Annotated in this window: 19 protein-coding genes; 12 read left to right on the forward strand and 7 right to left on the reverse strand. The window is 52.7% G+C overall.

Annotated features, from left to right (window positions below; genetic code table 11):
• The 12 genes from A9B99_RS16980 to A9B99_RS17035 all read left to right on the forward strand — a co-directional run bounded on the left by A9B99_RS16980 (nt 1) and on the right by A9B99_RS17035 (nt 14,415).
• Complete coding sequence (locus tag A9B99_RS16980; protein ID WP_064599540.1) at nt 1-927, forward strand: respiratory chain complex I subunit 1 family protein; 927 nt, start codon at nt 1-3, stop codon at nt 925-927.
• Between the two features lie 17 nt (nt 928-944).
• Nucleotides 945-2,654, forward strand: a complete 1,710-nt coding sequence (locus tag A9B99_RS16985) for a hydrogenase large subunit (protein WP_064599541.1) — start codon at nt 945-947, stop codon at nt 2,652-2,654.
• A 41-nt stretch (nt 2,655-2,695) separates the two neighbouring features.
• Nucleotides 2,696-3,238, forward strand: a complete 543-nt coding sequence (locus A9B99_RS16990; RefSeq protein ID WP_036109678.1) for a formate hydrogenlyase complex iron-sulfur subunit — start codon at nt 2,696-2,698, stop codon at nt 3,236-3,238.
• Nucleotides 3,238-4,002 carry an NADH-quinone oxidoreductase subunit B family protein gene (locus A9B99_RS16995; protein ID WP_064599542.1) on the forward strand — a complete coding sequence of 255 codons (765 nt, stop codon included), beginning with the start codon at nt 3,238-3,240 and terminating at the stop codon, nt 4,000-4,002. The genes A9B99_RS16990 and A9B99_RS16995 overlap by 1 nt, the downstream gene beginning before the upstream one ends.
• The gene (locus tag A9B99_RS17000) at nt 4,002-4,412 is read left to right on the forward strand and encodes a formate hydrogenlyase maturation HycH family protein (protein WP_064599544.1); all 411 of its coding nucleotides are present in this window, start codon (nt 4,002-4,004) and stop codon (nt 4,410-4,412) included. Before A9B99_RS16995 ends, A9B99_RS17000 begins: the two co-directional genes overlap by 1 nt.
• A complete protein-coding gene (hycI, locus tag A9B99_RS17005) occupies nt 4,405-4,872 on the forward strand; it encodes a hydrogenase maturation peptidase HycI (protein ID WP_064599546.1) in 468 nt (155 codons plus the stop codon). Before A9B99_RS17000 ends, hycI begins: the two co-directional genes overlap by 8 nt.
• Nucleotides 4,873-5,033: 161 nt before the next feature.
• Complete coding sequence (hydN, locus tag A9B99_RS17010; protein ID WP_064599549.1) at nt 5,034-5,579, forward strand: electron transport protein HydN; 546 nt, start codon at nt 5,034-5,036, stop codon at nt 5,577-5,579.
• 37 nt (nt 5,580-5,616) lie between these two features.
• Nucleotides 5,617-7,764: a formate dehydrogenase subunit alpha gene (gene fdhF / locus A9B99_RS17015; protein ID WP_064599551.1), complete on the forward strand. Its 2,148-nt coding sequence runs from the start codon at nt 5,617-5,619 to the stop codon at nt 7,762-7,764.
• 46 nt (nt 7,765-7,810) lie between these two features.
• The gene (gene hypF / locus A9B99_RS17020) at nt 7,811-10,042 is read left to right on the forward strand and encodes a carbamoyltransferase HypF (protein ID WP_064599553.1); all 2,232 of its coding nucleotides are present in this window, start codon (nt 7,811-7,813) and stop codon (nt 10,040-10,042) included.
• A gap of 14 nt (nt 10,043-10,056) precedes the next feature.
• Entirely contained in the window at nt 10,057-11,082 is a 1,026-nt protein-coding gene (locus A9B99_RS17025) for a HoxN/HupN/NixA family nickel/cobalt transporter (RefSeq protein ID WP_064599772.1), read from the forward strand.
• 581 nt (nt 11,083-11,663) lie between these two features.
• Nucleotides 11,664-12,581: a bestrophin family protein gene (locus A9B99_RS17030; protein WP_064599558.1), complete on the forward strand. Its 918-nt coding sequence runs from the start codon at nt 11,664-11,666 to the stop codon at nt 12,579-12,581.
• 151 nt (nt 12,582-12,732) lie between these two features.
• A complete protein-coding gene (locus A9B99_RS17035; protein WP_064599560.1) occupies nt 12,733-14,415 on the forward strand; it encodes a methyl-accepting chemotaxis protein in 1,683 nt (560 codons plus the stop codon).
• Nucleotides 14,416-14,738: 323 nt separating this feature from the next.
• Here the strand turns inward: A9B99_RS17035 and A9B99_RS17040 are convergent, their stop codons facing one another.
• The 7 genes from A9B99_RS17040 to A9B99_RS17075 all read right to left on the reverse strand — a co-directional run bounded on the left by A9B99_RS17040 (nt 14,739) and on the right by A9B99_RS17075 (nt 22,920).
• The gene (locus A9B99_RS17040; protein ID WP_064599562.1) at nt 14,739-15,887 is read right to left on the reverse strand and encodes a M20 family metallopeptidase; all 1,149 of its coding nucleotides are present in this window, start codon (nt 15,885-15,887) and stop codon (nt 14,739-14,741) included.
• A 17-nt stretch (nt 15,888-15,904) separates the two neighbouring features.
• Nucleotides 15,905-16,366 (reverse strand): YjiG family protein, encoded by a 462-nt coding sequence (locus A9B99_RS17045; RefSeq protein ID WP_064599564.1) that lies wholly within the window; start codon nt 16,364-16,366, stop codon nt 15,905-15,907.
• A 1-nt stretch (nt 16,367) separates the two neighbouring features.
• Complete coding sequence (locus A9B99_RS17050; RefSeq protein WP_064599566.1) at nt 16,368-17,090, reverse strand: nucleoside recognition domain-containing protein; 723 nt, start codon at nt 17,088-17,090, stop codon at nt 16,368-16,370.
• 195 nt (nt 17,091-17,285) lie between these two features.
• Entirely contained in the window at nt 17,286-17,999 is a 714-nt protein-coding gene (locus A9B99_RS17055) for an exonuclease domain-containing protein (RefSeq protein WP_064599568.1), read from the reverse strand.
• Nucleotides 17,996-19,864 (reverse strand): putative nucleotidyltransferase substrate binding domain-containing protein, encoded by a 1,869-nt coding sequence (locus tag A9B99_RS17060; protein ID WP_064599570.1) that lies wholly within the window; start codon nt 19,862-19,864, stop codon nt 17,996-17,998. Before A9B99_RS17060 ends, A9B99_RS17055 begins: the two co-directional genes overlap by 4 nt.
• Nucleotides 19,865-19,999: 135 nt before the next feature.
• A complete protein-coding gene (locus tag A9B99_RS17065; protein WP_051691374.1) occupies nt 20,000-20,266 on the reverse strand; it encodes a hypothetical protein in 267 nt (88 codons plus the stop codon).
• Between the two features lie 440 nt (nt 20,267-20,706).
• Entirely contained in the window at nt 20,707-22,920 is a 2,214-nt protein-coding gene (locus tag A9B99_RS17075) for a TonB-dependent siderophore receptor (protein WP_064599573.1), read from the reverse strand.
• Nucleotides 22,921-23,185 lie beyond the last annotated feature (265 nt).

Consider the following 23,185-nt stretch of genomic DNA (forward strand, 5'->3'; position numbering starts at 1 on the left):
ATGAATACTGTGTTACTGGCCTGTATTCAGGCGCTGGTGCTGTTTGCACTGGCTCCCCTGATTACTGGTGTGACGCGCGTTGCCCGTGCCCGGCTGCATAACCGCCGTGGGCCGGGTCTGCTCCAGGAATACCGAGATTTAGTCAAACTGCTGGGCCGCCAGAGCGTGGCACCTGCGGCATCTGGCTGGGTGTTCCGCCTGACACCTTTTGTGATGTGTGGGGTGTTGCTAACAATTGCCACCGCGTTGCCGGTGGTGACAAAGGCTTCTCCCCTTGCACCACTGGGTGACCTGATAACGCTTCTCTACCTGTTTGCCATTGTGCGCTTTTTCTTCGCTATCGCAGGTCTGGATACCGGCAGCCCGTTTACCGGTCTTGGGGCCAGCCGTGAAGCGATGCTCGGGGTGCTGGTTGAACCCATGTTGCTGTTGGGTTTGTGGGTGGCAGCGTTAGTGGCCGGTTCCACTAATGTGGGCAATATCGCATTGATTATTGCGCACTGGCCTGTTTCCCACAGTATTTCATTGGTTCTGGCACTGGTTGCCTGTGGCTTCGCCACATTCATTGAGATGGGCAAACTGCCGTTCGACCTGGCGGAAGCTGAACAGGAACTGCAGGAAGGGCCGCTGTCGGAATACAGCGGTGCCGGGTTTGCCGTCATGAAATGGGCAATCAGCCTGAAGCAACTGGTGGTGCTGCAACTGTTTCTGGGTGTGTTTATCCCCTGGGGGCAAATGACGCAGTTCTCCTGGTCTGGTCTGGCGCTGGCGGTGGTTATCGCGCTGGTCAAACTGGTGGTTGGCGTGCTGGTGATTGCTCTGTTTGAGAACAGCATGGCGCGACTGCGTTTTCTTGCCACCTCCCGGGTTACCTGGGCCGGGTTCGGCTTTGCCTTTTTAGCGTTCGTCTCCTTGTTGGTGGCGTGATTTAAGAGAGTGTATTCATGTCAGAAGAAAAAATCGGCCAGCAGTATATTGCTGCGCTACATCAGGCTTTCCCGGGCGTTATCCTGGAAGCTGCCTGGCAGACCAAAGACCAGATAACGTTAACGGTTAAGGTCGACCGGTTGCCAGAGGTGGTTGAACATCTCTACTACCAACAAGGTGGATGGTTGTCAGTGCTGTTTGGTAATGACGAACGTCAGCTGTGTGGTAACTACGCAGTTTACTATGTTCTGTCGATGGAGCAGGGCGAGCGTTGCTGGATTACAGTCCGTGTTGAAGTGGACCCGGTGAAACTGGAGTACCCGGCGGTAACGCCACGCGTACCGGCTGCGGTGTGGGGTGAGCGCGAAGTGCGCGACATGTATGGTCTGCAACCCGTCGGGTTACCCGATGAACGCCGCCTGGTGCTGCCTGATGACTGGCCGGATGATTTGTACCCACTGCGCAAAGACAGCATGGATTACCGCCAGCGCCCGGCACCAACCACTGATCAGGAAACTTACCCGTTCATTAATGAACTGGGTGACAAGAAAAACAATGTGGTGCCGATTGGCCCATTGCATGTCACCTCTGATGAACCGGGGCATTTCCGCTTGTTTGTTGATGGCGAGAACATCATTGATGCCGACTACCGGTTGTTCTATGTCCACCGTGGTATGGAAAAACTGGCTGAAACCCGCATGGGTTACAACGAAGTGACATTCCTGTCTGACCGGGTGTGCGGTATTTGCGGTTTTGCACACAGCACGGCCTACACCACCTCTGTGGAAAATGCTATGGGGATTCAGGTACCAGAAAGGGCGCAGATGATTCGCGCGATTCTGCTGGAAGTGGAACGCCTGCACAGCCACCTGCTCAACCTCGGGCTGGCCTGCCACTTTGTCGGGTTTGACTCCGGCTTTATGCAGTTCTTCCGGGTACGTGAGCAGTCTATGAAAATGGCTGAAATCCTGACCGGTGCGCGCAAAACCTATGGGCTGAACCTGATTGGCGGTATTCGCCGCGACATGCTCAAAGATGACATGATTCAGACACGTAAGCTGGCTCAGCAGATGCGCCGTGACGTGCAGGATCTGGTCGATATTCTGCTCAGTACGCCAAATATTGAACAGCGTACTGTGGGAATTGGCCGCCTTGACCCGCAAATAGCCCGTGACTTCAGTAACGTGGGCCCAATGGTGCGCGCCAGCGGGCATGCCCGCGATACCCGTGCCGATCACCCGTTTGTCGGTTACGGATTACTGCCGATGGAAGTCCACAGTGAACAGGGCTGCGATGTCATTTCCCGCCTCAAAGTGCGAATTAACGAAGTATTTACCGCACTGAATATGATTGATTTCGGTCTGGATAACCTGCCAGGCGGCCCGCTGATGGTGGAAGGCTTCACATACATTCCCCACCGCTTCGCTTTAGGTTTTGCAGAAGCGCCGCGTGGCGATGATATCCACTGGAGTATGACTGGCGACAACCAGAAGCTGTATCGCTGGCGCTGCCGTGCCGCAACTTATGCCAACTGGCCAACTCTGCGTTATATGTTGCGCGGTAATACCGTGTCTGACGCACCGTTGATTATCGGCAGCCTTGACCCGTGCTACTCCTGCACGGACCGTATGACGGTAGTGGATGTGCGTAAACGTAAAAGCAAAGTTGTGCCTTATAAAGAGCTCGAACGTTACAGCATTGAACGCAAAAACTCGCCACTGAAATAACGTCTTTGGCGCCCGCGTCTGGTGGGCGCAGAGGAGTAATGATGTTTACGTTTATCAAAAAAGCGTTGAAAACCGGGGTGGCGACGCAAAGCTACCCGCTCAGCCCGATTGAGGTTGATAAAAATTTCCGGGGTAAGCCGCAACATAACCCTCAGCAATGCATTGGTTGCGCAGCCTGCGTTAATGCCTGCCCGTCTAACGCACTGAGCGTGGAAACAGACCTGGCAACTGACCAGCAAGCCTGGCAGTTTAACCTTGGGCGTTGCATTTTTTGTGGCCGGTGCGAAGAAGTTTGCCCAACTGCGGCGATTAAGCTCTCCCAGGAGTACGAACTTGCTGTATGGCGTAAAGAGGATTTCCTCCAGCAGGCGCGTTTTGACCTGTGCCATTGCCGGGAATGCGGCAAGCCTTTTGCGGTACAAAAAGAGATTGATTACGCCATTGCTCTGTTAGCCCACGAGGGTGACCCGCGCGCCGAATCCCGCCGGGAAAGTTTTGAAACCTGCCCGGACTGCAAGCGTCAGCAGTGCCTTGCGCCGTCAGACAAAATTGATTTCAGTCGCCAGATGAAGGAGGCCAGCTGATGAGCAACCTGTTAGGGCCACGCGACGCCAACGGGATCCCGGTCCCCATGACAGTGGATGAATCCATTGCGCAGATGAAAGCGTCATTGCTGAAAAAGATTAAACGTTCCGCCTATGTTTACCGGGTGGACTGTGGTGGTTGCAACGGCTGTGAAATTGAAATCTTCGCCACGCTTTCTCCCCTGTTTGACGCTGAACGCTTCGGCATCAAAGTCGTGCCATCTCCACGCCATGCCGACATCCTGTTATTCACTGGCGCGGTCACCCGCGCGATGCGCTCACCGGCGTTGCGTGCCTGGGAATCAGCCCCGGATCCGAAAATTTGTATTTCTTACGGGGCCTGTGGGAACAGCGGCGGCATTTTTCATGACCTGTATTGCGTCTGGGGCGGTACCGACAAAATCGTGCCAGTGGATGTTTACATTCCGGGGTGCCCGCCGACACCGGCAGCCACACTGTATGGTTTTGCCATGGCGTTGGGGCTGCTTGAGCAGAAAATCCATGCCCGTTTGCCGGGCGAAGTGGATAACCAGCCTGCTCAGTTATTACACCCGGATATGGTCCAGCCATTGCGTGTGCGTGTTGAGCGTGAAGCACGCCGCCTGGCGGGTTACCGCTATGGCCGCCAGATTGCCAATGATTATCTGCGTATGCTGGCGCAGGGTGAAGAGAAAGTGGGGAGCTGGTTGTCGAGCGAAAATGATCCGCGCCTGAGTGAAATTGTCGGCAATCTGCAAAATCTGGTGGCTGGGGAGCGTGTCTGATGAGTGAAACCGTGGTGTTCAGCCAGTTGAGCCGCAAATTTGTCGATGAAAACGACAATACGCCCGCAGATGCCCAACAAGTGGTGTATTACAGCCTGGCGATTGGCCATCATCTGGGGGTGATTGACTGCCTGAAGGCCGCGTTAACGTGTCCTTATCCGGCTTACCAGGCATGGGTGGCAACACTCGAAGCGGGCAGCCAGGCGCGGCGTAAAATGGAAGGTGTGCCGCGTTATGGTGAAATCGTTATCGACAGTACTCATGTCGATATGCTGGCTTACGCGTTTGATAACGCCCGCAGTCAGCAAACGGCAGAGCAACAAAGCTGGAGTGAGCAAATGCTGTCCATGTTGCAGGCTATTCACCAGGAGCCGGCAGTGTACCTGATGGTCAGGAGGCAACATGACTGATGTTCTGTTATGTGTTGGCAACAGCATGATGGGCGATGACGGCGCCGGTCCGTTACTGGCCGAACGCTTTCGGTCGGCGCCTCAGGGTAACTGGGTGCTGATAGATGGCGGTAGCGCCCCGGAAAATGACGTCGTGGCGATTCGGGAATTACGGCCAGACCGCCTGCTGCTGGTCGATGCCACCGAAATGGGGCTCAACCCCGGGGAAATCCGGGTTATCAACCCGGATGATATTGCTGAAATGTTCATGATGACCACCCATAACATGCCACTGAACTATTTGGTTGACCAAATCAAAGAGGATGTGGGCGAGGTGATTTTTCTCGGGATTCAGCCCGATATCGTGGGCTTTTATTACCCCATGACCGCACCGGTGATTGCTGCCGTGGAACACGTCTATGCCCGGCTTGCCAGTTGGGAAGGGCAGGGCGGCTTTGCTTTACTGGAGCCAGACTGCTGATTTTTCGCTGTCATCATGTTGTCAAATGTCATCGTCACTTATGTCGATGACATTTTTTTTGGCAAGAATAAAAAATAAAAGTGTTAAATAACAGTTGGTTAATAATTGGCATGAAACGTGCTTAATAAGCGCGGAAACCACTATTACTGCTGGAGAAGTAGATGAACCGTTTCATCCTTGCTGATGCGAGCAAATGTATCGGGTGTCGCACATGTGAAGTGGCATGTGTGGTATCTCACCAGGAAAACCAGGATTGCGCTGCGCTGACGCCACAGACTTTTCAACCACGCATTCACGTTATTAAAGGCGTCAATATCTCGACGGCAACCATGTGCCGACAGTGTGAAGATGCTCCCTGTGCCAATGTTTGCCCGAACGGCGCCATCAGCCGCGATAAAGGTTTTGTTCATGTCATGCAAGAACGCTGCATTGGTTGTAAAACCTGTGTTGTTGCCTGCCCATATGGCGCGATGGATGTCGTTGTGAAACCGGTGGTGCGTAACAGCGGTGCCGGGTTGAATATTCAGGCTGAAAAAGCAGAAGCGCACAAATGTGACCTGTGTTTTCACCGTGAAAATGGCCCTGCCTGTGTTGAAGCCTGCCCGACCAACGCAATTGTTTGTGTCGACAGAAATAAGCTGGAGTCAATGAGTGCGGAAAAACGCCGCCGTGCTGCTCTGGATACCTCCACCTCGCTGATGTTTTAACCTCAGTGACTTTCAACTTTTAACAGGTCTGTTATAGATGAAAAAAATTACCAGTGTTTGCCCCTATTGCGGAGCAGGCTGCAAACTGAAACTTGTCGTTGAAAACAACAAAATTATCCGTGCCGAAGCCGCAGACGGGAAAACCAACCAGAGCGAATTATGCCTTAAAGGTTACTATGGCTGGGACTTCCTGAACGATACCAAATTGCTGACGCCACGCCTCCAGCAGCCGATGATTCGCTATGAAAAAGGCGGCAAGCTTCAGCCTGTTTCCTGGGAAGAAGCGATTAGCTATACCGCAAAGCGTTTAAGCGATATCAAAGCCAAATATGGCCCACGGTCTATCATGACTACCGGTTCTTCTCGCGGTACGGGTAACGAAACTAACTTTGTGATGCAGAAGTTTGCCCGTGCAGTGCTCAATACCAATAACGTCGATTGCTGTGCGCGTGTGTGCCATGGCCCGTCGGTTGCCGGTTTACAGGCAACATTAGGTAATGGGGCAATGAGTAACTCCATTGGTGACATTGAAAATTCCCGTTGCCTGTTGGTTATTGGCTACAACTGTGCGGATTCACACCCCATCGTGGCGCGCCGGGTGATTAAAGCCAAAGAAAATGGTGCCAAAATCATTGTTTGCGATCCGCGTCGCATTGAAACCGCCCGTATTGCTGACCAGCATTTGCAAATTAAAAACGGTTGTAACATGGCGCTGGTCAATGCCTTCGCCTACGTTCTGCTGGAAGAAAATCTCTACGACAAAGAATACGTTGCGAAATATACCGAAGGTCTGGATGCTTACCGTGAAGTGGTAAAAGACTACGCACCGGAAGCCGTAGAACACCTGACCGGGGTGAGCGCGCAACAAATCCGCCAGGCGATGCGTACCTATGCTGCAGCACCTTCCGCCACCATCATGTGGGGGATGGGGGTTACTCAGTTTGGCCAGGCTGTTGACGTGGTGAAAGGCCTCGCAAGCCTTGCTTTGCTGACCGGCAACCTGGGACGTGAAAATGTTGGGGTTGGCCCGGTTCGTGGTCAGAACAACGTACAGGGCGCCTGTGATATGGGGGTTCTGCCTAACCAGTTCCCTGGCTACCAGAATGTTACCGACGCCGATGTGCGTGCCAAGTTTGCCAAAGCCTGGAACATTGACCCGGCAATCATGGATGACAAAGTGGGTACCCGCATTACTGAAGTGCCACACCTGGCGCTGGAAGGGAAAATCAAAGCCTACTACATCATGGGCGAAGACCCGCTGCAAACCGAAGCCGACCTGGGTCTGGTGCGTAAAGGGTTCGAAGCGCTCGATTTTGTTGTTGTGCAGGATATCTTCATGACCAAAACCGCAGAAGTGGCGGATGTGCTGCTGCCTGCGACGTCATGGGGTGAGCATGGTGGTGTCTTCACTTGTGCAGACCGTGGTTTCCAGCGTTTCGAAAAAGCCATTGAGCCGCAGTACAACGTAAAACGTGACTGGGAAATTATCAGCCTGCTTGCGACAGCAATGGGCTACCCGATGCACTACGAAAATAACCAGGAAATTTGGGATGAGTTGCGTGAGTTGTGCCCGCTGTTCTATGGCGCGACCTACGAAAAAATGGGGGATATGGGGCACGTTCAGTGGCCTTGCCCAACCCTTGACCACCCAGGGACCCAGTATCTGTACAAAGATAACAAGTTCGATACCGATACCGGCAAAGGCAAGTTGTTTGCTGCACAGTGGCGTGCACCGGCTGAAGTGCCGGATAACGACTACCCGCTGGTTTTGTGTACGGTGCGTGAAGTGGGCCACTACTCTTGCCGTTCTATGACCGGTAACTGTGCTGCACTACAAACGCTGGCGGATGAACCGGGCTTTGTCCAGATTAACCCGGAAGATGCGCAACGCCTTGGTGTGAAAGACCAGCAACTGGTCTGGGTGGCTTCCCGCCGCGGGAAAGTTATCAGCCGTGCCAATATCAACGAACGTATCAATACGGGTGCCGTGTACATGACCTACCAGTGGTGGATTGGCGCATGTAACGAACTGACTCAGGACAATCTGGATCCCATCTCCAAAACACCGGAAACCAAATATTGTGCGGTTAACGTGACGGCGATTGAAGACCAGCGCTGGGCAGAGAATTATGCACAAACCACTTACAACGATATGAAAGCACGCCTGCGCGAAGCTATCGCATAAGGCTGGAAATGCGCTGCGGGCCTGGCTCGCAGCGCATGATAAAAAGATGAACGATAACGGTATTTGCTTACGCATTCGCGGCAAAGTTCAGGGTGTGGGGTTTCGTCCCTTTGTCTGGCAACTGGCGCAACGTTTGAATCTGGCTGGCGATGTCTGCAATGACAGCGCTGGCGTGCTGGTGCGCCTGTATGGCAACAGCCAGGCATTTGTTGACGGTTTACATCAACACTGCCCTCCGCTGGCGCGGATTGACAGCATTGAGCCGTCTCCCTTTCATTGGGTTGCAGAGCCGCAGGGGTTTACCATTCGCCAGAGCGCAACACAAGGCGCAATGGTGACGCAAATAGCCCCGGATGCGGCAACTTGCCCGGCCTGCCTCGCTGAAATGAATGACCCGCTTGAACGCCGTTATCGCTATCCTTTTATCAACTGTACACACTGTGGCCCGCGCCTCACGATTATCCGTGCGATGCCTTATGACCGGCCAAATACTGTAATGGCCGCTTTTCCGCTCTGCACCCTGTGTGAGCGCGAGTATCAGAACCCGGCTGACCGGCGTTTCCACGCCCAGCCTGTCGCCTGCCCGGAATGTGGCCCGCAACTTTCCTGGCAGCATAGTGGGGAACCCGCACTGGCAGGGGAAGCGGCACTACAGCAGGCTATCGCCTGTTTGTTGCGTGGAGAGATTGTGGCGGTTAAAGGCCTGGGCGGATTTCACCTGGCCTGTGACGCTACCAGCCTGCAGGCGGTGATGCGCCTGCGCCAGCGCAAACAGCGCCCAGGCAAACCGCTGGCGGTGATGCTGCCAGATGCCGCATCACTGAGCGCCAGCACGCAGAAACTGTTGTTAACACCGGCAGCACCCGTTGTGCTGGTGGATAAAACGCAGGTTAATAATCTGTGTTCCGCCATCGCGCCGGGGTTGAACGAAGTGGGGGTGATGGTGCCAGCCAACCCTATTCAGCATTTATTGATGCAGGGCGTGAACCGCCCACTGGTGATGACATCTGGCAACCTGAGCGGCAAGCCTCCCGTGTTGAGTAATGAAGACGCCTGTAGCGACCTGGCGGGTATCGCTGATGGTTTCCTGCTGCATAGCCGCGACATTCTGCAACGCATGGATGATTCAGTACTGGCTGCCGATGGTGCAATGCTGCGCCGGGCCAGAGGCTTTGTCCCCGATGCCTTACTGCTACCACCTGGATTTGCGTCAGTGGAACCGCTGGCGAGCCTGGGGGGCGACCTTAAAAATACCTTCTGCCTGGCGCGTGGTCACCAGGCTGTTCTCAGCCAGCACCTGGGGGATCTGCACGACCCTCAGGTGGAGGAACAGTGGTGGCAGGCCTGGCATGTGATGTGCGAAGTCTATGGTTTTACTCCCCGGCATATCGTGGCCGATGCGCATACGGGTTACCGGACTTACAGTATTGCCCGTGACATGGGGTTACCGGTACAAACGGTATTGCATCACCACGCGCACCTGGCCGCGTGTATGGGCGAGCATGGTTTACCACGGTCCACCAAACCTGTGATAGGGCTCAGCCTGGACGGTATTGGCATGGGCAGTGATGGCGCGTTGTGGGGTGGGGAGTGTTTGCTGGTGGACTACCGCCAGTGCCGCCACCTGGGTGGGTTGCCCCCTGTTGCTTTACCCGGCGCAGACCTGGCCGCACGCCAGCCCTGGCGTAATTTTTTGGCGCAATGTCTGGCTTTTGTGCCAGGCTGGCAGAGCAACCCGTACTGCGCCAGTTTGCTGGCGCACCCCTGGGCTGTGCTGGAGAAAGCCATTGTCCGGGGAGTTAATGCACCGCTGGCGTCTTCTGCCGGGCGGTTATTTGATGCAGTAGCCGCAGCACTGGGTTGTGTGGCAGACCAGCAAACCTGGGAGGGGGAAGCGGCCTGTAGCCTTGAGGCGCTGGCTTTGCAGTGCTCAGGCTTGCGCCACACCATTCCCTTACCCGTGAAGAATAACATGCTGGACCTGGCTGTTTTCTGGCCCGCTTTTCTGGCGCTGAATGCAACGGTGCCAGAAAAAGCCTGGGTGTTTCATGATGCGCTGGCTCGGGGGTTCGCTCAACTGGCCAGTCAGCATGCCCGGACACAGGGTATTACTACCGTGGTCTGCGCAGGCGGTGTTTTTCACAATCGGCTTTTTCGCCAGCGCCTTCAGCACTGGCTTGGCGATTATCATGTGTTGTTTCCCCATGCTCTTCCGGCAGGAGACGGCGCACTTTCATGGGGGCAGGCGCTGGTCGCGGCTGCCCGGTTGCAGGGATAACCAAGGAACCTGTTATGTTGTTGAAAATGTCTCATCTGGATGGGCGCGCCGTGTCACTGGTCAGTGCTTTGTTATTAGCTAACCTTGGCGCGTGGGGCTGGGCGTTTATCTCTTTCAGCCACAGCCCGGCGCTGATGGCTGCCAGTTTGCTGGCCTGGTGCTATGGTTTACGCCATGCCGTGGATGCTGACCATATTGCCGCTATCGACAATGTTACCCGCAAGATGATGCAGCAAGGGAAACGTCCACTGGGTGTGGGTGCCTGGTTTTCGCTGGGGCACTCCAGCATTGTGATTCTTGCCACGATTGCCATTGCAGCCACAGCGGCGGCTTTTCAGCATAAAATGGACTGGTTTCATGAAACCGGTAGTGTAATAGGCACAACGGTTTCTGCCGTGTTCTTACTGGCTATGGCACTGGTGAATCTGGTGATTTTGCGTGGAGTATGGCACGCATTTAGCCGCCTGAAACGTGGCGAGCCGGCAAACAATGTTATGGAAGATGCCATTGGCGGCGGCATCATGAGCTGGTTGTTTAAGCGGACATTTCGGTTAATTTCCCATAGCTGGCAGATGTATCTTGTTGGCTTCTTGTTTGGCCTGGGCTTTGATACCGCAACGGAAATTGGTGTACTGGGTATTTCGGCGGCGTCAGCTTCCAACGGCATTTCGATTTGGTCAATACTGGTCTTCCCGGCGTTATTTGCCAGTGGAATGGCGTTGATTGATACGCTGGATAATTTTGTGATGGTTGGCGCATATGGTTGGGCGTTTAACAAACCCCAACGCAAGCTTTATTACAATATGACCATTACCGGAACTTCTGTGGTCGTTGCGCTGTTTATTGGTGGTATGGAAGCGCTTGGCCTGGTTATGGAAAAACTGGATTTACAGGGTGGCTTCTGGAATATCGTGAGTTTACTCAATGATAATTTAGGTAATGCCGGGTTTGTGGTGGTCGGCTTATTTATTTTCTGCTGGATAGTATCAATGCTGAATTACCGCTGGAAAGGTTACGATGCATTATCGGTTAACCACTAACCGGTTGTTACTGTAGCGATGTATCGTATATCAATGAATTAATTGTTTGGGTATTCCCTTGTACTTACCAATGGTATTCCGCTGTTTAAGTGAGGGTGTCATCGGTTTCAGGCCTGCTATTTAGCAGGCTTTTTTTTCTTCTCTGTATCGTGGAGTGACGCATAGTCAATAAGGCTATTCCGGTTTAAAAATAAGGGGATTATTTTTGTGGCGGGAAGTATTGGGGATGTTGCCAGCCTGTTGGTTATATGTTTCTGTTTCTGTGGTTAAAACCCTGTAATTACGCTGAGAAATTGTCGTAAAGCTAACAGTGGTAGTTAAAAAAAAGGTTTTTTACCCATTTATGGTCTGTTATCTGCTGTATTGGCCTTGCCGCTGGTTATTATGTTGCAGGCTGGCTGGCAGGGAAAAAACACTCAAATAATCCCCTTTATTCTACTCATGATTTCCTCTTTTAATGCGGCTGGCTGACATAAGTCGTTTAGCTTTTTGGCTAGAGTTGAACGTGCCCTTGTGCTAGCGTTACCCGGCCTGCATACAATAAGCGCACTACGCGTTATGACTGACACAGACTGACTATTATGATTGTTCGCCCGGCTCAACACTGGTTCACGCGGTTATTTGCGTGGCACGGTTCCGTGATGTCTAAAATATACTCACGGTTATTATTGAATTTGCTGTTATCCTTGATATTGCTTGGGGTATATAGCTGGTATGAAAGCCTGCATGTTAAAATAACCCTTGCGCCCTTCAGCCTGTTGGGTATTGCGATTGCGATTTTCCTTGGGTTCCGTAACAGTGCGTCATGGGCGCGTTATTGTGAGGCGCGCCAATTGTGGGGCAGCCTGCTAATTAATTGCCGTTCATTAATGCGTGAAGTTATAACCTTATTTCCCAACGATGCTCACTATCAGCAAAGCCTGAAAAACGACCTGCTGGCATTTTGCTACTGCCTTAATTACCAGTTGCGCCATAAACCGGTAGCCGCAGTGTTACAACGGTTTATTGAACTGCCCGTAGCCACTTTCGTGAATACCCAGCAAACCCCCTGTAACCGGTTATTGTTAATCATGGGGGAAAAGGTGGCTGAGGCGCGCCGTAGTGGGCGGATTTCCGATATTCTCTACCAGAACCTTAATGCACACCTGAATCAACTCTCTGGTATTTTGGGTGGTTGTGAGCGTATCGCCAATACACCAGTGCCGTTTGCCTACTCACTGATTTTGCACCGCACAGTCTATGCTTTTTGTACATTGTTACCTTTTGCGCTGATAAACCAGATCCACGTCTTTACTCCGCTGGTTTCTGTCTTTATTTCTTATACTTTTATCTCGCTGGATACTTTGGCGGAAGAGCTGGAAGAGCCCTTCGGAACAGAAGCGAACGATCTCGCTCTGGACGCAATATGCAATACGATTGAAATTGAGCTATGCCAGATGGCAGGAGACAGCCACTGCCCGGCGAAAATGTATCCGGATAAACAACACCGGCTGACCTGATTTCCCCAATGTTTTAGCGGTAATTTGTGAGCGGCCATCAAATTACATCGTGACAATAAAAAAATAAGTTACATGTTCTGCACCGGGTGCCGATAACCCCTTCAGATGTTTCGAACTGCGATTAAATAATAACCAGTTACAAGGTGCAGATATGGGCTTCCTTAAAAATTTTACAATTCGTTCGGTCATGCTGTCAGTGCTGGGCTTGTTTTGCCTGCTGTGGTGTGGTGTCGGTGCCTACAGTGTCTACTCCCTTGACCAGCAGACCGCAGGAAATACCAAAGGTCAGTTACTGGCGGATCAGATGAATGCGCTGAGCCGTGGTAATGATCAATACTTCCGTTTTATAACCCGCCTGACCCGCTTAATGGAAAACAAAGCGGATGGCAAAATGCCGACTGAGGCAGACTTTGGGCCAGTCAAAGAAGCGCTGGACAATATGGCGCATCAACTGGCTGTTTTTAAACAAGGCTCGCCAGGCCCTATGGATAAAGAGACCTCCGACAAGGTTATCAACGCATGGCAAAAGTTGTATGAAGAAGGCGTTACACCACAAATGGAGCTGGCGCGCTCTGGTACTGCGGATCAATACCGCAATCATGCGCACAATGTGACGCCTGCGTTAAGCCGTGCCTTTGGCGCAGCGGCAACCAGCTACAATAAAGCCGCTGGCGCTCAGCTTGATGAGACGCGCAGAGAAGTTGCTCACCTGACGTCGGTGACTAAAACCATCATTATTATTGCCGTATTGATTGGTCTTGCATTGTTGCTGTTCACCGACCGCTATTTAGTCCGTTTCCTGGTAAAACCGCTGGACAGGATCCGCGAGCATTTCCGTGTCATAGCGGAAGGGGATTTGAGCCAGCCATTGGTGGATGAAGGGCGTAACTGTGTCGGGAAACTGGTGCCATTACTCAGGGCAATGCAGGACAGCCTGCGGACTGCGGTCAGCGCAATTCGCTCTGGTACCGAGAATATCTGGCAGGGGGCGACGGAAATTGCGTCCGGTAACAACGACCTCTCTTCGCGCACTGAGCAGCAGGCCGCTGCCCTGGTGGAAACCGCGGCCAGTATGGAACAAATCACGTCTACTGTGCAGCTCAATGCGGAAAACGCTAATCATGCCAGTGCGCTGGCGCAGCAGGCTTCTGAAACGGCCAGCAAAGGCGGTCGCCTGGTTGGCGATGTGGTCAGTACCATGCAGGGGATTTCCGAGAGTTCGAAGAAAATTGCTGAAATTACCAATGTGATTAACAGTATCGCTTTCCAGACCAACATTCTGGCACTGAACGCAGCAGTTGAAGCCGCTCGTGCTGGTGAGCAGGGGCGTGGTTTTGCCGTGGTGGCCAGTGAGGTTCGTAACCTGGCCCAGCGTAGCGCCGGGGCAGCAAAAGAGATTGAAGCGCTTATCAGCGACTCAGTACAACGGGTGGATAACGGTTCCCGCCAGGTGGATGAAGCAGGTAGCACCATGGGGGATATTGTTAAAGCTGTCTCCAATGTGACCGAAATAATGAAGCAGATAGCCAGTGCTTCTGAAGAGCAGAGTAAAGGTGTGTCTCAGGTGGGGATTGCGATTACCCAGATGGATAGTGTGACCCAGCAAAACTCCTCACTGGTTCAGGAAATTGCCACTGCAGCAGCAGAACTGGAACGCCAGACGGAAGGCCTGCAGCGTTCTGTGGCGAAATTCCGCCTGTCCACGGATCAGCGCGACAACATTGGGCGTCAGGCAAACCTGGGCCATTCTGCACCGAAAGCAGCACTCAGTTCGCCGGTGAAGAAAACCAGCCGGACAGAAGTCAGTACCGCTGGGGACTGGGAATCGTTTTAACCTGATGTATAGCCGGGGAGTGGGGCGGTGATACTGCACGTACCCCGGTTATACCTGCGCCATGGCTGAACACGCAATTCAGGCAAAGTATTGCGGGTTGTTTTACTTCCCTGTTCTTTGCCATTTGCAGGTATCTGTAGCAGGCAAGAAAAAAATCCCGGCCACTGGCCGGGCAATTTTCACGGATTAATTTTTATGTTATTCGCCGACATTGTAACCGATTTAATCGGCTTGTCATCGGGGGCTACTTAAACTGGTAGTAGACTAATACTTTTTCATTATGACTATTTTTAGTTAAAAATAGCACTTATAGATAAGATTAATTAATTATTAGTGTTTTCTACTATATCCTCACTGCAAGGTAATCTGCTGATAATTTCGCCTAAGAGCGCGATTCTCGGTGCGACAGACGCCTTTTCCAGGTATTCATCAGGTGAATGGAAACCACCTCCAACAGGCCCCAGTCCATCCACGGTAGGGATCCCTAATGCCGCGGTTAAATTCGCATCACTTCCTCCGCCAACCGCTTGCCAGGTTATGGGCACGCCACAACGCTCACCAGCCTGTTCAATATGATGCATTAGCGCCCCGGTCGCTTTGCCTGGCGTCATGGCAGGTTTATGGGCAAGACAGTGAGCAGACAGCGCCACTCCGTTGTACCCCGGTTTGCTGCACAATGTGAACAGAGCCTCTTTTACCCTTTCGTAATCACTGTTTTCCCAGAAACGGATATCGACTGTGGCAGAAGCGTGGGCCGCGACAATATTTGGCGCATCCCCTCCGCTGATAATCCCCACATTCACTGTTGTCCCCGCATCCGGACTGGCAAGCTGGTTAACGGCCAGTACTGTATGTGCCAGGGCGGTAATCGCACTGCGCCCTTTTTCCGGCTCATTACCCGCATGGGCTGCGACCCCACTAAAGTGTATTTCCCAGGTTGCCACGCCTTTACGTGCTTTAACCAGTGAACCATCGGCACGGGCCGCTTCGCAAACCAGTACAACACGGGCACGGCTAGCCAGTTCGCTCAGCCATTGCTGAGACCAGGGAGAACCGACTTCTTCATCCGGGTTCATGGCAACCGCAATCGACAACCGCTCATTGTCTGTTTTGGTCAGGTTATTCAGGGCGAAGAAAATATTCAGTAAACCGGCTTTCATGTCTGACACGCCCGGGCCATATATCCGGGTTTCGTCTTCGCTCATTGGGCGCTGTGCTACAGTCCCTGGAGGAAAAACGGTATCCATATGGCCGATGAGCAGTACATCATAATGTGCCGCTTCATGGCGGTTAGTGACCAGCAAACCTGGCCCACAGGCATCGTCCAGTTCTACTGTGCGGGTAAACCAGCCAGCTTCCTGCCACAAGGCACAAAGCCGTGATGCTACCGTGGCGACACCTTGCGGCGTCTGGGTACCACAATCAATATTGACCAGCTGGCTGAGCAGACGGGTGTAATGGTTCATATCCATATTCAGTATCCTTATCGTCAGAGAATGATGCGCATTAGCCACATAGCGAGGAAGGCGTTAAGCAATGAGATGCCAATCATCAGCGGTATGCGCGCCGCGCGGGTACCAATTACCCCAAGAATACGGCCGAGATACTGTACCTGCGAACCCATCAGATAGATGGCGGGCACCAGAATCGCAATATGCTCACCGGCCAGTATTTCGCGTTCAAACAGGCCGATAACCACACCAATAGCACCTCCCATTGACATCCAGGCGCCAATCAGAACCGCAGCGGCTTCACCAGGCAAACCGAACACCCCCATTACAGGCGCGAACACTTTGCCTATCAGAGACAAGGTTCCGGTAATTTCCAGTGCTTTTATAAGAATAAACGCCATTACCACATTTGGTAATGTACTGGTCGTGGCGACGGTCCAGCCTTTACGGGCGCCTTCAATAAAAATATCTGTCACCATAGGGCGCGGGGTTGTCGACATATCAGCTCTCCTTGCGGGTAACAGGTGGGGTGGCAGTTTTACCCCTGCGGGTCAGCAGGCACAGACGCATCATGTTTGCGCCGACAATCTTCATGATAAACATCACGGCAATACAGCTACCAATTGAGGCGGGAACGACCACTGAGCCGTCTGCAGCAACCAGGGCAAATAACACCGCACCAGAACCAAAAAAATTGGTCAGCATGGCACCCGCCGAGAACTGAAACATCGCAAAAACATCACGTTCGTCTTCACTGATTTCGCCCTGTTCGGCGAGATTACGGGTTAATGATGCCCCAACATCAGTACTTTGCAGGCTGCCAATCAGGGCCAGCCCGGTATGGCCTGGTAACCCCAATAAAGGGCGCAGCAGTGGAGTGAGTAAACGGCGGGCGGCACGCAACGCGCCGTAGTGCTCCAGGACGTTTATCATGCCCAGCGCAAACATCACGGCGGGTATCAGCCCCAGAGCAAACAGGAAGCCGTCCATCGCACCATGCCCGCCAACACCGCGAAAGCTTATGGTGCTGGTGGTTAGCGTGCCATCATTCAGTTGCACACCAGAGACCACACGGCCAAATGCGCCATTTAATGTAGTGAAATCAAAAATGCCGTACCAGCTATCGCCACTGGCAATACCGGAGAAAAATACCACGGCAAAGGCCAGTGCCAGCCAGGCACCGGGTGTCACCGCAGGTTCATCGTGAGTGGGGGAAACAGACATAGGGCTCCTTTATCTTCTCTCCATAGTGTGGAGCCGCTATTGTGGGCAGATAATCAGGAAACAAAGTGACACAGGTCATGAATAGTTTTATTTATAACGTAATGAAAAGTAAGTATTTTTATAGTTTTTATTTAATGATGATAAGTGAAAGATAAGCCGATAGGTAACCTCGGAAAAACAGGTGAATGCCAGGTGCTAACCAAGAATAGCGCCAATAGTTGGCGGGATGCTGCAAAAGCGGCAGGCCAGTTGAGCCAGGGCAAGCTCGGCTGTCGCGACAGCATCACTCAGCGCATTATGTGCGGTATAGGAAGGTAAACCGCAGCGGGAACGTAATGATGCCAGCCGGTAGTCTTCCCTGCCATCCTGTTGCAGACGTTGGTGCCGACGCCCCATTTCAAGCGTGTCCAGCCAGATAATGGGTAGAGTGTCCAGCCCATAGCGCGTCATCAGGTAATGATTGATAAAACGGGCCTCCACCATTTTGCCATGTACCACAGCAACATGCCCGGCCAGGTGGGTGAACAACTGTTCCATTACTGCATCAATGCCAGCGGCATTTTTCAGCATTTCCGGCGTAATATGAGTGAGAACAGCGGTTTGGGCTGCTATTGTTACGGAGGAGGAAACATAGTGGTGTTGCGCCTGATCAAGGGCGATTTGCCGGGCAAGCACAGGTACAAAGCCAATGCTCAGAATATGCGCCTGTTCTGCGTTCATGCCGGAGGTTTCAAAATCAAACGCCAGCCAGGGGTAATCGTGCAACAAGGTATCTGCACCCGGAAGGGGAGTATTCACCAGGCGCTGCAACGCCGGAGGTAAGCCACCAGTCTGCTGCCAGCGCTGCTGTTGCTGGTGTAATTTGCGCCAACGCTGGGTGGGGCCGGGCCAGGGGAATTGCAGCCTCATTCTTTCACAAACCTCAACTTCGCGGCATCCTGCAAACCTGAAATTATCCTGAACGCGTCTTTGAGATGCTTGCGCTCGAAACTGCCAAAATCCTGTGGGTTTATCTGGTTGTCTGCTGGCTGACCCTGGCGAATTTGCTGGCACTGATGTAACAGGCGCTGACGGGTCAGAAAATGGAACGTGTCGATAATATTGGTACAGCTGTCTGCTGATAATAAGCCTTTATCCCTGGCGGCAATAAACCGGGCTTCGGTGCGCGTTTCACTACAACCTGCCGCCAGTGCGTAAATACGGGCCAGGTCAATAATCAGCGTCAGGGCATAGCGTTTGATATTCAGCGTTTTGGTGTCCGTACCACTTTTTTCCAGCACCAGGTTATTAAAAATCCCCAGTGGCGGGCTGGTCTGAACGGCATCACGGGTGAGTGCGCGTAAAAAGCCCGGACACCGGGCAATGCTATCAAGCAGCGTTTGCTGTACTGTTTCACACAGGGCAGCATTGCCTGCCAGCGCCCGGGTTTCCAGAAATACGGTGGCATTGAGCAACTGGCTGTATTCCGGGTTGCACACCCATTTTTTGAAATATTCCTGCCAGACATGCGCAGGCTGGCACCAGCGGCGGGAGACAGCCATATAGTTGCCCGTGCACAGTGGGTAACCACACATATCCAGCCCGTTGCTGACATACATCGCCATATGCATAAACCAAATAATATCGCTTTCCGTTGCAGTATCGGCCAGCACCAGCGCACTGTCCTGGTCTGACATCATGTGGACTTCGTTACGGGCGTGGGAGCCTGCCACCAGCCAGGCATACTCGCACGGGGGTGTTCCCAGGTGCTGAATGGCCAGGTTAATTAACTTGCGGGTGCAGGCATCCATAATCATGGTCATGACAAGATGCGTGCTTTCGCTGTGCAAATTGCCTTCCACCAACGCTTCAAACACCGCCTGGCGTTCAACGGCCAGCGCAGACAGTTCTTCAACCGTATTGCAGTGGTTAATTTTTTCAATCAGGAAAATGGCCTGCACCCGGTGGTGCTGCACCAGATGTGAGGTGGTTAACAGCCCGACAGGCCGGTTCTGGTTGACGACGGGCAACCCGCGAATGCCGTGCTGCATCATTAAGGCGACTGCCTGCATGATAAGTTCGTTCGGGCCAATAGTGACCGGTGAAGGTGTCATGACCTCTTTGACCGGGCGGCGGGTATCAACCCCCTGGGCGACGACACGTAATGACATATCCCGGTCAGTAATAATGCCAACAATCTGGTCATCTTCCATGACTACTGCCGTAGAGCAACGGTCGATACCGCGCATTTGCCAGGCGGTTTGCTGAATAGTGGTCTCTGACTGAACGACAGAAATCACATCGCTGGCGACATCCGCAACCTTGCGAACAAACAACCCTTTTTCGTCGTTTGACCAGACCACATTCATGGCAGAGCCCAGCCGTTCATGGGCGTTAATCGAAAAATGGGTGGCGTATTCTGGCCAGGTGTTCAGCAGGTTTTTCAACAAAGAATGCGGAATTTGATAGAGCAGGGTGTTTTGTAACGCGGTCACGTTATAACAATCTTCCGGATTGCCCGGTACTCCTTCGAGAAAGGTAAAGCCAAATAAGTCTTCTGGCCCGAGACGGGCCCGCAATACGCCATCACGCCAGCGTTGTTCCAGCGCCCCGGTGCGCACCACATACAGCCAGCGCTCTTCTTCGCTGGCATCGAAAGGCAGGGTTTCCCCGGCCGCCAGGTAGCGAATACGCAAGTGGCTCGCAATGGTTTTTTGCGCACTGACGGGTAATGAATTCAGGGGAGAAACTTGAGCGATAAACTCACTGATGCTGGGCAGTACAATTTCTGACATAAGCGGCTTTCCTGTCGCAGAACGGATCCATTGCATAATGGAATGCTGTTTTATTTTGCGGCTGTGCGTGCAGGAAGGCAAAAAGAAAAAGTGAATAACCGGGCCAGAGCGACGTTTTTCTGATTTTTCACTGGCTCAGTGAATGGGGATATCGCCGTACTGGCAGGAAATAAGCACCGCCTGTTCACCACCACCCTGGATCCAGAAGGCTGTAACATCGCCCTGGTCGCTTTCACTTTCGCGCCAGGCGCGGATCCCTTTTTGATTAAGCGTGGACATCAGTGCTTCCACGGTGACGCCATCGAGTAGTGATTGCTTGATTTGATCCAGCGGGAAAGGCAGCGCCTCTTCCGGAGAGCGGATAGCAACGGCGATAAGCTGCCGGTGTGTGGGTATTGACATAGCCAGAACCTGTTGAGGTGATTAATGGGAGCGTACTGTCACCAGAGTTGTTCAATATGTACAGAGTAACGCTGCTAATTGTCTAAATTTTAACGGTTTATGCCGCTAACGCAAGTTCGCGTTGAACGGGTATACCACCGTGGCATAAAGGCGGGCAACCGGTACTCCCGAAAACATCATTATACCGCGCCTGCACCAGCCAGACAGATGTTTTCATATTTATACATTCTGTTGTGTTGCGGGTTATGGCCGCTTCTGCAAAGTGCACAGGGCGTGCAGGCATTGTGATGCATCAGGTTTACTCAACAGGCACAGCATATAACGCGTTATTTTACTGTGATTTCTTGAAAAAGGAACGGCGAGTAATGTGACGCTGTGCCAGACGAAACTGGGGAGCGTTTCAATAAAAACGGCGCCTGAGAACCAGACGCCGCGGAGATTTAAAATTGGGTATTCATACTCATAAAGAACGTCCGGCCAGATTCGTTATAGGTTGCGGCCCCCGCGCCGTACATATAAGAGTTGGTGTTGCTGTTACCGGTGGTTTGCGCGTTACCGGAACGCCAGTGGCGTTTATCAAACAGGTTATCCACTCCTGCAGTAAAGCTCAGGTTTTTGTTAACATCCCAGGTACCACTCAGGCCAATCACGCTGTAGGGGCTGACTTCGGTCTTCTCACTGCCTGAAACCGGTTCGCCCTGGTAGTTGTACAGCTTCGGTTTCTGGCGTCCGTACCAGGTGAGGGTACTTTGCAGAGAAACATCGCTGCGTACCTGCCAGCTCAGCGTTGAGTTAAGGGTAAACTGCGGAATAATCGACAGGCGGTCACCGGTTTCTTTGTTTTTACTTTGCAGCATCCAGGTCAGGTTATTATTCCAGGCCACTGTATCAGTAACAGGCACATTCACCGTTCCTTCCAGCCCTTCAACCACGGCTTTCGGCACATTTTCCCACTGATAGATATTGGTGGAGCCGGTGGCGCCAACAGCAGAATAACCCGCTTCAATCTTGTTACGGTAATCGTTACGGAACCAGGTCAACCCTGCCTGGTAGCCCATATGTTTAAACTCTAAACCAATCTCTTTGTTGATACTGGTTTCGGCTTTCAGGTCTGCGTTCCCCTGCAAATAACAGGCTGTTGAGCTGTCCATGCAGCCCTGGCCTTTACTGTAGAGAATGTAGTTCGGGTTGGTCTGGTACAGGCTGGGGGCTTTATACGCGCGGGCAATCCCCAGTTTCAGTGTGAAGTCGTCGCTCAGCGCCTGAGACAGGTTCAGTGACGGGCTCCAGTTATTCCCCACAATGGTGTGATGATCAAAACGTAACGCCGGGGTTAACATAGTACTGTCGGTCAGTTCCATGTTGTCTTCGGCAAACAGTGAGAAGATTTCCGCACTGGCGTATGGGCTGCGGTTGGTGCTGGAAACCCCGTCAAGACTGCCACCTGACAATGCCTGGGTATTCGACGCATTATCTTTCATCCGCTGTTGGTTCCACTCGCTACCCAGAGTCAGAGTCTGGTTGACCAGCAGGTTAAGCGGAAGGTTCACTTCACTGTGCAACAGGATATCGCTCAGGTCGATATCGACAAATTTGTTACTGGAGAATAACCCCTCGGTCCCGCCAGCCAGCCCTTCACTCAGGCGTGAGTTGCGCGTGTGCTCATACTGCGCCCAGGTGTTGGTGGAGACACCGTTATCCCAGGCGCCTGCCCAGGTCAGGGAGTAAGTCTGGCGGTACAGGCGGTTGGTTTCTTTCCCATAGTTCTCTTTTACCAGCGCACTGGTATTGGTGTTCTGGGTGTCGCCTGCATACAGGTTGCCCTGGCGACTGTAACCAGACTCAAAAGTCAGTGACTGCATAGGGGCGAACTGCCAGCGCAACTGACCATTAATGTCTTTATCGATAACACCTTCGCGCCCGGCGGGATAAGTACCGGCAAACGTGCCTGTGCGGTTTTCTTCATGGCCCTTGTTGATGTCCCAGGCATCGGCCTGTGTCTTCGCCAGGTTTCCCCACAGGCGGAAGCTTACGTCTCCACCCACTGGCCCTGTCAGGCTGAAGTTGGTTCGTTTGGTGGCGCCTTCATCTTTATGTTGTGGAACGTTGAAATAGGTGTTCCATGAGCCGTGCCATTCACTGGAACTGGGTTTGGTAATGATATTGACCACGCCACCTGCCGCACCATTACCATAACGCGCCGCCGCCGGGCCGCGAATGACTTCAATGCGCTCGATCATCTCAGCAGGAACCCAGTTGGAATCACCGCGTGTATCTCGTTCACCACGCCAGCCCAGGCGCACGGAGTTACGGCTGGTAACGGGTTTACCGTCTATCAGGATAAGGGTGTTTTCGGGCCCCATACCGCGAATATCGATCTGGCGGTTGTTACCACGTTGACCGCTGGTTGAGTTACCGGTCAGGTTCACGCCAGGCATGGTGCGGATAATTTCTGACACATCGCGTGCGGCGGGGTGTTTTTTGATTTCTTCAGCCGTAATGGTTGAAACACCCGGGGCCTGAAGGTTTTGCTCCGCCGCACTGACAACAATGGTGTCTTCTTGTGTTGTCGTGCTGGCTGCTGAGACCGGAAGCGCAAAGCCATAAATTCCCAGATGCACCAGCGTAGCCAGTGTATTGCGTTTTCTAATCATGTTGAGTTCCTGCTCGTCTTGTTGCCGGTACAGGCTCCCTCCCACGGAAACCGGGCAACAAAATGCGTGAAAGTGCGCGGAACGGCTTGTCTGGCAAAATCCGGCAGCCAGCAAGACGCCTTATTTTTTATAAGTGCTACAGGCACGGTGATTAACAGCGAGCAATACGCTATTGCAAATAGAAATAATTATCAATAGCGTTTTCATTATTTTTGCTGTTTTATGCTTTTATTGCGTATTTACTGTTCTGAATCAAATAACTGGC

The organism is Mangrovibacter phragmitis, assembly GCF_001655675.1.
GTDB lineage: Bacteria > Pseudomonadota > Gammaproteobacteria > Enterobacterales > Enterobacteriaceae > Mangrovibacter > Mangrovibacter phragmitis.